The following is a 9,180-nucleotide window of genomic DNA, read 5'->3' as shown; positions in this document are numbered from 1 at the left end:
CTTAATCTTTTTCTTGCACCCATTTTTTTGTCATTAAATAATTAAAACTGGGGGGCGATTATCGTTTCTTATTCCCACCATGACCTCTATAGGTACGTGTGGGAGCGAACTCGCCCAATTTATGTCCTACCATATTTTCGGTAACATACACGGGAATAAATTTATTTCCGTTGTGTACCGCTATGGTATGCCCCACAAATTCAGGGGCAATCATTGATGCACGGGCCCATGTTTTAATGACCGACTTCTTGCCGGATTCATTCATAGCTCCAACCTTCTTGTCGAGCTTATAATGAATATAGGGTCCTTTCTTTAACGATCTGCTCATAATTCAAACAATTAACCGGTTACTTTTTCCTTCTTTCGAGAATGTACTTGGATGAGGCTTTCTTCTTGTTGCGGGTTTTGTAACCTTTGGCAAGAACGCCATTCCTTGATCTTGGATGTCCACCGGAAGAGCGGCCTTCACCACCACCCATCGGGTGATCTACCGGGTTCATCACAACGCCACGAACACGAGGACGACGACCCAACCAACGTGAGCGACCGGCCTTACCTGATTGTTCGAGGGCATGATCGGAGTTACCTACAGCACCAACAGTGGCACGACAAGTGGTAAGCACCATTCTCGATTCTCCGGAAGGTAATTTCACAACGGCATATTTTCCTTCACGAGCAGATAGCTGAGCAAAGGTACCGGCACTACGGGCCATTGCACCTCCCTGACCGGGACGCAGTTCAATGTTGTGCACAATAGTACCCAATGGAATATCTCCTAAAGGAAGGGTATTCCCGATTTCAGGTGCAATACCTGCTCCGGATTGTACTTTGTGTCCAACCTGCAACCCGTTAGGTGCAAGAATGTACCGTTTTTCACCATCTTCATAAACCAGCAATGCGATTCGGGCACTACGATTGGGATCGTACTGAACAGAATCAACAGTTGCGGTAACACCATCTTTATTTCGTTTGAAATCGATCACCCGGTACTTCCTCTTGTGGCCTCCTCCGAGGTAACGCATAGTCATTTTACCACTATGGTTACGTCCTCCGGATTTTGTCAAAGGCCGCAATAAGGACTTCTCTGGTACACCTGAGGTAATCGTGTCAAATGCACCAATAATTTTGTGTCTCTGCCCCGGTGTTGTGGGCTTTAATTTTCTTACTGCCATGTCAATTAAATATTGCTAAAGAAATCAATCTTATCTCCTTCGGCGAGTGTTACAATTGCTTTTTTGAAAGAATTGGTCCGTCCGTTGATGATACCGCCTTTTGTATAACGGGTTTTCAGCTTCCCTCCGTAAACCATTGTGTTTACATCAGTTACAGATACGCTATACATTTCCTCAACGGCTTTTTTAATCTCAATTTTGTTGGCACGCTTGTCCACAATAAAGCCGTATCGGTTCAGGGCATCGCCAAGCCAGGTCATTCTTTCAGTTACTATTGGCTTAATTATTACTTCCATGACTTAATTTGTTAAGCGTTAAAAAGTTGGGCGATTTCTTCAACCGAGCTTTCGGCCAAAACCAGCGACTGCGCTTTCATAATACTGTATGTATTAAGACCAGCGGTAGATGCTACTTCTGATTTGGGAACATTTCGTGACGAAAGATAAACATTGCGATCAAGATCCTTAACTACAACTAAGGAACTCTTTGCGTCAACTTTCAGATTCTTACGAATATTCACAAACTCTTTCGTTTTTGGGCTTTCCAAATGGAAATCCTCGACCACTACAATGGCATTTGTTTTTGCTTTGTATGCCAGAGCCGATTTACGAGCCAGTTGCTTCAGTTTCTTATTCAGTTTAAAGCGGTAGTTACGAGGCTGGGGACCGAATGCACGGCCACCACCACGAAACAATGGTGATTTCACACTACCGGCACGAGCTGTACCCGTACCTTTTTGCTTTTTAATTTTTCTAGTACTCCCGGTGATTTCAGCACGTTCTTTCGATTTGTGCGTACCCTGACGGTTATTGGCCAGATATTGCTTCACGTCCAGATAAATGGCATGATCATTAGGCTCAATACCGAAAACAGAGTCAGGCAATTGCACTTTTCTACCGGTTTCCTGTCCTTTTATGTCTACTACGTTCAGTTCCATTACTTTTCAATAATTAGATATGAACCCTTAGGTCCAGGAACAGACCCTTTAACCATCAACAGGTTACTTTCGGGAATAACTTTGATCACTTTCAGGTTTTCAACTTTCACATTGTCACCGCCTGTACGGCCAGCCATTTTCATGCCTTTAAATACCCTTGACGGATACGATGAAGCACCTAAAGAACCGGGAGCGCGACCGCGGTTATGCTGACCATGGGTTTTGTCACCCACACCTGCAAAACCATGACGTTTTACAACCCCCTGAAACCCTTTTCCTTTGGAAACACCCGTAATGTCAACAAATGTGTTCTCATCAAAAAGATCCACTGTTACAACATCACCTAGGTTCAGTTCTTTTTCAAATTCTTTCAATTCAACCAGCTTGGCCTTGGGAGAAGTTCCTGCCTTTTTGAAATGTCCTTTCAAAGGATTGGTAGTACTTTTCTCTCTTTTTTCGTCAAAAGCCAACTGAATGGCTTCATACCCATCGGTCTCCATTGATTTGACCTGGGTGACGACGCAAGGACCAGCTTCGATAACAGTGCATGGAACATTTTTTCCCTCGGCACTGAAAACGGAAGTCATTCCGATTTTTTTTCCAATTAATCCTGGCATTGCTTAAAGATTTAAATAATTAGATCACACTTTAATTTCAACTTCCACACCGCTGGGAAGTTCCAACTTCATTAGCGCGTCGATAGTTTTTGCAGTAGAACTGTAAATATCAATCAGACGTTTGTATGAAGCCAATTCGTACTGTTCACGTGCTTTCTTATTAACGAAAGTTGAACGCAGAACGGTGAAAATCCGCTTGTGTGTGGGCAGCGGAATTGGGCCACTAACAACAGCCCCCGTAGTTTTTACGGTCTTAACGATCTTTTCGGCAGACTTGTCTACCAGATTGTGATCGTATGACTTAAGTTTGATTCTTATTTTTTGATTCATAATCGTTGATGAGAACGGTTTCTATAATAATTCGACTTTACCTTTGGCCTCTTTAACCACTTCCGTAGCAATGCTCTTAGACACTTCTTCGAAGTGACTAAATTCCATTGAGGAAGTTGCACGACCGGATGAAATAGTACGCAAAGCAGTAACGTAACCGAACATTTCGGCCAGCGGAACTCTTGCTTTTACCACCCGGGCACCGGCTTTGGATTCCATTCCTTCAACCTGTCCGCGACGCTTATTAAAATCAGAAATAACATCTCCCATATAATCTTCAGGAGTTACTACTTCCACTTTCATAATAGGCTCGAGCAACACAGGCTTGGCTTTCATACAGGCAGATTTAAATGCCTGGCGACCGGCAATTTCAAACGAAAGCTGGTCAGAGTCCACTGGGTGGAAAGATCCGTCAAGAAGCTCTACTTTAAGGCTATCTACATTAAATCCGGCTAAAACACCATTTTTCATAGCGTCTTTAAAACCTTTCTCAACGGATGGAATGAATTCTTTAGGAATGTTACCGCCTTTTACCATATCAATAAACTGAAGACCTTCTTTGTCTTCATCGGCAGGACCAACCCTTAAAATAACGTCGGCAAATTTACCACGACCACCAGTCTGTTTCTTAAATACTTCACGGTGATCAACAGTCTTAGTAATTGCTTCTTTATAGTTAACCTGAGGACGTCCCTGGTTACATTCAACTTTAAATTCACGTTTCAGACGATCAACGATAATCTCAAGGTGTAACTCACCCATACCACTAATAACAGTCTGTCCGCTCTCTTCATCAGTTTCTACACGGAAAGTAGGATCCTCTTCTGCCAACTTGGCAAGTCCGGTTCCCAGCTTATCCATATCTTTCTGACTTTTGGGCTCCACAGCAACACCGATTACCGGTTCCGGAAACTCCATAGATTCCAAAGCAATTGGATGCTTCTCATCGCACAAAGTATCTCCGGTACGAATGTCTTTAAATCCTACACCTGCACAAATATCACCTGCAGAGATGCTATCCTTGGGCAACTGTTTATTTGACTTCATCTGGTAAAGACGTGCGATGCGCTCTTTCTTCTCGGTGCGTGAGTTCCAAACATAAGAACCTGCATCAATCCTTCCTGAGTAAACCCGCATAAATGCCAAACGCCCAACAAAGGGGTCAGTAGCAATTTTAAACGCCAACGCGGTAAAAGGAGCATCTTCGTCGGGCAGACGAATCTCTTCTTTTCCGGTTCTGGGATTAATACCTTCAACAGCTGCAACATCAAGAGGTGAAGGAAGGAAGCCGACAATCGCATCAATCAGACGTTGAACGCCTTTATTTTTGAAAGCCGAACCACAAAGCATGGGAACAATCTTCATATCGACAGTTGCTTTACGCAACACTTCAATCAATTGCTCTTTAGTGATGGATTCAGGATCTTCAAAATACTTCTCCATCAATGCATCATCATATTCAGCTACCGATTCAATCAGTTTTCCGCGCCACTCTTCCACTTCGTCCACCATATCGGCAGGAACATCCTGAAGTTCGTAACGTGCACCAAGCACATCATCATCGAACCAAACAACAGCTTTATTTTCGAGCAGGTCAACTACTCCGCGAAAATCCTCTTCAGCACCAATGGGTACCTGAACAGGAACGGGATTAGCTCCCAGCACTTCTTTCACCTGGCGAACCACCTCAAAGAAGTTGGCACCTGAACGGTCCATCTTATTCACAAAACCCATACGGGGAACACCATACTTGTTGGCTTGTCTCCATACAGTTTCAGACTGGGGTTCCACACCACCAACGGCGCAAAACACAGCAACAGCACCATCAAGGACCCTGAGCGAACGCTCTACCTCTACGGTAAAGTCAACGTGTCCAGGTGTATCAATGATGTTAATCTTATATTCCTCGTCGTTGTATTTCCAGTTGGTTGTAATGGCAGCGGAAGTAATGGTTATACCTCTCTCCTGCTCCTGCTCCATCCAGTCCATTGTAGCGGAACCATCGTGCGTCTCACCGATTTTGTGCGTCATACCGGTATAAAACAATATCCGCTCTGTAGCAGTTGTTTTACCGGCATCGATGTGCGCCATAATTCCGATATTTCTGGTATATCTTAAGTCAGCCTTTGCCATATATAAGGTTTCCTTTTTTAGTTAAGTTTAAAATCTAAAGTGGGCAAATGCACGGTTTGCTTCAGCCATTTTGTGCATGTCCTCTTTTCTCTTGAAGGCTCCACCTTCCTGATTGTATGCAGCAACAATTTCAGAACCCAGCTTTTCGGCCATGGATTTTCCGCTACGTTTACGGGCATAAGCAATCAGGTTTTTCATACTAACAGATAATTTCCTGTCAGAACGAATTTCTGTAGGAACCTGAAATGTAGCACCACCAACGCGCCGGCTTTTAACCTCAACAGCAGGGGTAATATTTTCCAATGCTTTCTTAAACATCTCGAGGGTAGATTTCCCCTCTTTTTCCGCTTTATCCGCAATACGATCCAGTGCGTCGTAGAAAATACCATAAGCAATCGACTTCTTACCGTCGAACATCATGTTATTTACGAACTGAGTCACCACCGTATCATTAAACTTCGGATCGGGAAGAATAATCCTCTTCTTTGGTTTACTTTTTCTCATCTTTTCTTTTTGTTTATTAGCTTTTTTATTGGTTGTATCCGTGTCTTCAACGGTCTCCCGACCATTTACTCAACCTTTGTTTACAAACCAATAAACAAAGACCAAACAGTGAAACTAAAATTACTTCTTCGGACGTTTTGTTCCGTACTTGGAACGACGCTGTGTACGCCCCTCAACACCGGAAGCATCAAGTGCTCCGCGAACCAGGTGATAACGAACACCAGGCAGGTCTTTAACTCTTCCTCCGCGCACCAATACAATTGAGTGCTCCTGAAGGTTGTGACCCTCTCCTGGAATGTAGGCATTCACCTCTTTTCCGTTGGTTAATCTTACCCTGGCCACTTTACGCATGGCTGAGTTCGGTTTCTTTGGTGTTGTGGTATAAACCCTTACACAGACACCACGTCTTTGCGGACATGAATTCAATGCAGGTGATTTACTTTTCTCCACCTGTTTCTTGCGTCCATTCTTTACTAACTGATGAATTGTTGGCATATATACAATTGTTTTAAACTTAAAATACTCTCTTAAAACGGGTTGCAAAGGTAGTCTTTTTACATTAAAAATCTCACTGATTCTCAATATTTTTGGTACCTATACACAAAAAGCGGTGCAAAAGTACTAATTTTCAATTAAAAATACCTAATACAACGAGAAAAAATCTTGTAATTATTTGGTTAAAAATGCTTTTAATGAGATTTAGACTATTGTTGTTCACCGTTGGCTCTATTAATATTGTATATTTGCAAGCTGAAAATTTGTAAATTCATCAAAATCAAAAAAAAATGAAGGCATACGTATTTCCCGGGCAAGGGGCCCAATACGTTGGAATGGGAAAAGATGTTTATGACAACAATCCCATGGCCAAGGAACTTTTTGAGAAAGCCAATGAAATTTTGGGTTTCCGCATAACGGATCTCATGTTTGAGGGAACAGACGAAGATCTAAAACAAACCAAGGTGACCCAACCGGCCATTTTTTTACATTCGGTTATTCTGGCCAAAACCCTGGGCAATGAATTTCAGCCCGAAATGGTTGCGGGACACTCTCTGGGTGAGTTTTCTGCATTGGTTTCAGCCGGCGCACTCTCTTTCGAGGATGGGCTTAAGCTGGTATCACAGCGTGCGATGGCCATGCAGAAGGCTTGTGAAATAAAGCCATCGACAATGGCTGCCATTGTGGGTATGGAAGATGCAATGGTTGAAGAGGTTTGTAAGGCCATTGACGACGTGGTGGTTCCTGCCAACTATAACTGCCCCGGACAGCTTGTGATTTCAGGCACCTTTGAAGGCATCGATAAGGCTTGCGACCTTCTAAAAGAAAAAGGTGCCAAAAGGGCATTAAAACTTCCTGTGGGCGGAGCTTTCCATTCGCCACTGATGGAGCCTGCACGTGCAGAACTGGCCGAAGCCATTGAAAACACGAAATTCAGAATTCCCGTTTGTCCCGTTTACCAAAATGTTGATGCCAAGCCACAAACAGATCCGGCTACCATAAAAGCCAATCTGGTTTCGCAATTAACAGCTCCAGTAAGATGGACGCAAACTGTTCAAAACATGCTGGCCGACGGAGCTGATCGCTTCACTGAGATTGGGCCGGGGAAAGTTCTTCAGGGACTCATCAAAAAAGTTGACAGAAGTGCCCAGGCAGAAGGAATCAGTCATTTACAATAGCAAATAACAAAACAGAAAACAGCCTTTTGAGTCGCTCAAAAGGCTGTTTTAATTTATAAATGTACCATCCTAATTGCGCATCACCACAGCTTTTTGAGTTTTACCATCCATCAAAACAGTCAACGGTTTCTCAAAGTGTATGACTTTAAAATACCCGGTATCCTCCACAGGGGTTTGTGATTGAAGAAAATCCAAGTCAACATATTCGAGTTCACTTTCCCTGCGAACGGAAAAGTATCCTACATTCATGGAGGTTACATTATGAAAGAAATGTGACCCGAGGGATGCATCCAGCGGGAAATCAGGCAGTCCCATCTCTACAACCACCCGTGCCTTAGATATTTGAGACCAGTATACCGGAATCCCGGTTGACGGATCCCGTGTTCCCCAACGTCCGGGACCAATAAGGACATATTCGCGCCCCTCCGCTTCCATCTTCTTATTAAGTTCGGCCATTTCTGCAGCCATATCCCGGGTTTTAGTTCTGTCAAACTTTTCCACATCCATAAATACGATGTCCTGAATGTGCTCATATCGTCCATTTCCCATCCCCTTATCCGATTTTAAAACAATGCGGTCTTCCTTTACTTCACTAAAATCAACATCCATATGGTTCTCTAGTCGTATCAGTGGCTTTATTTGCAAGAGCCACAAAGTGGGATGACCATTTGGAGCGGCATCCAGATCCAATGCAAACTCAATTTCTACAGGCGCCCCCATCGCTTCTCTAAAATAGCGCAGCAATACATCAAGCGCATGGGGCAAAGGCACCAAATCATATTTCAGAATATTGGCAAAATTCACCACTCGGGGGCCCCGTATCGAATGGTCTGTAGTAAGTCTGTCATTATTGATATCGTAAACCATGGCACAATGTTTCAGGTTGCCATCTTCCTCGGCTTCGGAAATATTAAGTTTACGGACAAAAGCATCTTCCCCATCATTAATTAGAGAGGAGCTGTCATCCTCTAAATCTACCGCATAAAAATAATCCTGCGAGTCTTTAATTTGATCGCCCAAAGAACTCAATTCAAGATTGGGAAATCGAGGACAAAAACGCCATGCTTTTTCTCCTCCAACAACGTATTTTCCAAGCCCCACTCCAATTACAGCAAACCCATCTTCAGGTTTCATGTAAGAAAACGGATAATAGTTAAACGATTGGGCCACTCCACTTACATGAGGATAAAATCGTTCATGCGTCTTTTGTCCTATCAGTTTTTGGATGATAACCGCCATCTTTTCCTCATCAATTTTATAATGTACCGCATCAAAATAATCGCGGGCGGTGGGACTAAAAATAGATGCATAAACCAACTTAACAGCAGAAGCAAGTTGGTCGAAACGCACTTCAGGATTGGGATCATTATTGGGTAAAACATAAGTGGCAAAAACACCTGCAAAGGGCTGCAACAAACTGTCTTCAAACAAACCGGATGACCGCACAGCCAATGGGGATTCCATATACTCCACATACTGGCGCAACTTTCGAACCACCTCATCACTGAGGCGAGCCGAAAGGAATTGTTTTCTTATTTCCTCATAGTTTTTTTCATCATAAACCGACTTCTGAAAATTATTTTTCTCAAGAAAAGCGGTAAACTCCCCTGCTCCAATAATAGTGGTAGGCGGAATCTTAACATTCAAATCGGGAACAATGGAATTGAAATCAATATTTTCGATAAAATTACTGAGAAAGGCCAGTCCACGCCCTTTCCCGCCAAAAGAACCATCTCCGATTCGCATCACAAAGCGATCCATGTTGACAGTGGCTGGATCGAACTGAACCACACGACCTCTCATTCAGATCGGAA

11 protein-coding genes are annotated in these 9,180 nt (G+C 43.3%); 1 reads left to right on the top strand and 10 read right to left on the bottom strand.

Annotation, left to right across the window (positions count from 1 at the left end; all coding sequences use genetic code 11):
* Positions 1 to 58 precede the first annotated feature (58 nt).
* The 9 genes from rpsS to rpsL form a co-directional block, all read right to left on the bottom strand.
* Complete coding sequence (gene rpsS, locus QZZ43_RS10335; protein WP_291858678.1) at positions 59 to 328, bottom strand: 30S ribosomal protein S19; 270 nt, start codon at positions 326 to 328, stop codon at positions 59 to 61.
* Between the two features lie 19 nt (positions 329 to 347).
* Entirely contained in the window at positions 348 to 1,172 is an 825-nt protein-coding gene (gene rplB, locus QZZ43_RS10330; RefSeq protein WP_291858675.1) for a 50S ribosomal protein L2, read from the bottom strand.
* 5 nt (positions 1,173 to 1,177) lie between these two features.
* Entirely contained in the window at positions 1,178 to 1,468 is a 291-nt protein-coding gene (gene rplW / locus QZZ43_RS10325) for a 50S ribosomal protein L23 (protein ID WP_010663217.1), read from the bottom strand.
* A gap of 11 nt (positions 1,469 to 1,479) precedes the next feature.
* Positions 1,480 to 2,109: a 50S ribosomal protein L4 gene (gene rplD, locus QZZ43_RS10320; protein WP_291858672.1), complete on the bottom strand. Its 630-nt coding sequence runs from the start codon at positions 2,107 to 2,109 to the stop codon at positions 1,480 to 1,482.
* Entirely contained in the window at positions 2,109 to 2,726 is a 618-nt protein-coding gene (gene rplC / locus QZZ43_RS10315) for a 50S ribosomal protein L3 (RefSeq protein ID WP_291858669.1), read from the bottom strand. Before rplC ends, rplD begins: the two co-directional genes overlap by 1 nt.
* Before the next feature lie 24 nt (positions 2,727 to 2,750).
* Positions 2,751 to 3,056, bottom strand: a complete 306-nt coding sequence (gene rpsJ, locus QZZ43_RS10310) for a 30S ribosomal protein S10 (protein ID WP_010663220.1) — start codon at positions 3,054 to 3,056, stop codon at positions 2,751 to 2,753.
* 21 nt (positions 3,057 to 3,077) lie between these two features.
* Entirely contained in the window at positions 3,078 to 5,189 is a 2,112-nt protein-coding gene (fusA, locus tag QZZ43_RS10305; RefSeq protein ID WP_291858664.1) for an elongation factor G, read from the bottom strand.
* Positions 5,190 to 5,216: 27 nt separating this feature from the next.
* Positions 5,217 to 5,693 (bottom strand): 30S ribosomal protein S7, encoded by a 477-nt coding sequence (rpsG, locus tag QZZ43_RS10300; protein ID WP_291858662.1) that lies wholly within the window; start codon positions 5,691 to 5,693, stop codon positions 5,217 to 5,219.
* 120 nt (positions 5,694 to 5,813) lie between these two features.
* Positions 5,814 to 6,188, bottom strand: a complete 375-nt coding sequence (rpsL, locus tag QZZ43_RS10295; RefSeq protein ID WP_291858660.1) for a 30S ribosomal protein S12 — start codon at positions 6,186 to 6,188, stop codon at positions 5,814 to 5,816.
* Between the two features lie 290 nt (positions 6,189 to 6,478).
* Here rpsL and fabD point away from each other — a divergent pair, with 290 nt between their 5' ends.
* Positions 6,479 to 7,366, top strand: coding sequence for an ACP S-malonyltransferase (fabD, locus tag QZZ43_RS10290; RefSeq protein ID WP_291858657.1), 888 nt, complete (start codon positions 6,479 to 6,481; stop codon positions 7,364 to 7,366).
* A gap of 69 nt (positions 7,367 to 7,435) precedes the next feature.
* On the opposite strand, the gene QZZ43_RS10285 is transcribed toward fabD, so the two are convergent.
* The gene (locus tag QZZ43_RS10285; RefSeq protein WP_291858654.1) at positions 7,436 to 9,169 is read right to left on the bottom strand and encodes a PEP/pyruvate-binding domain-containing protein; all 1,734 of its coding nucleotides are present in this window, start codon (positions 9,167 to 9,169) and stop codon (positions 7,436 to 7,438) included.
* Between the last annotated feature and the right edge of the window lie 11 nt (positions 9,170 to 9,180).

This window comes from Marinilabilia sp. (assembly GCF_016278715.1).
Lineage (GTDB): Bacteria > Bacteroidota > Bacteroidia > Bacteroidales > Marinilabiliaceae > Marinilabilia.
This window is presented reverse-complemented; position numbering and strand designations above follow the sequence as displayed.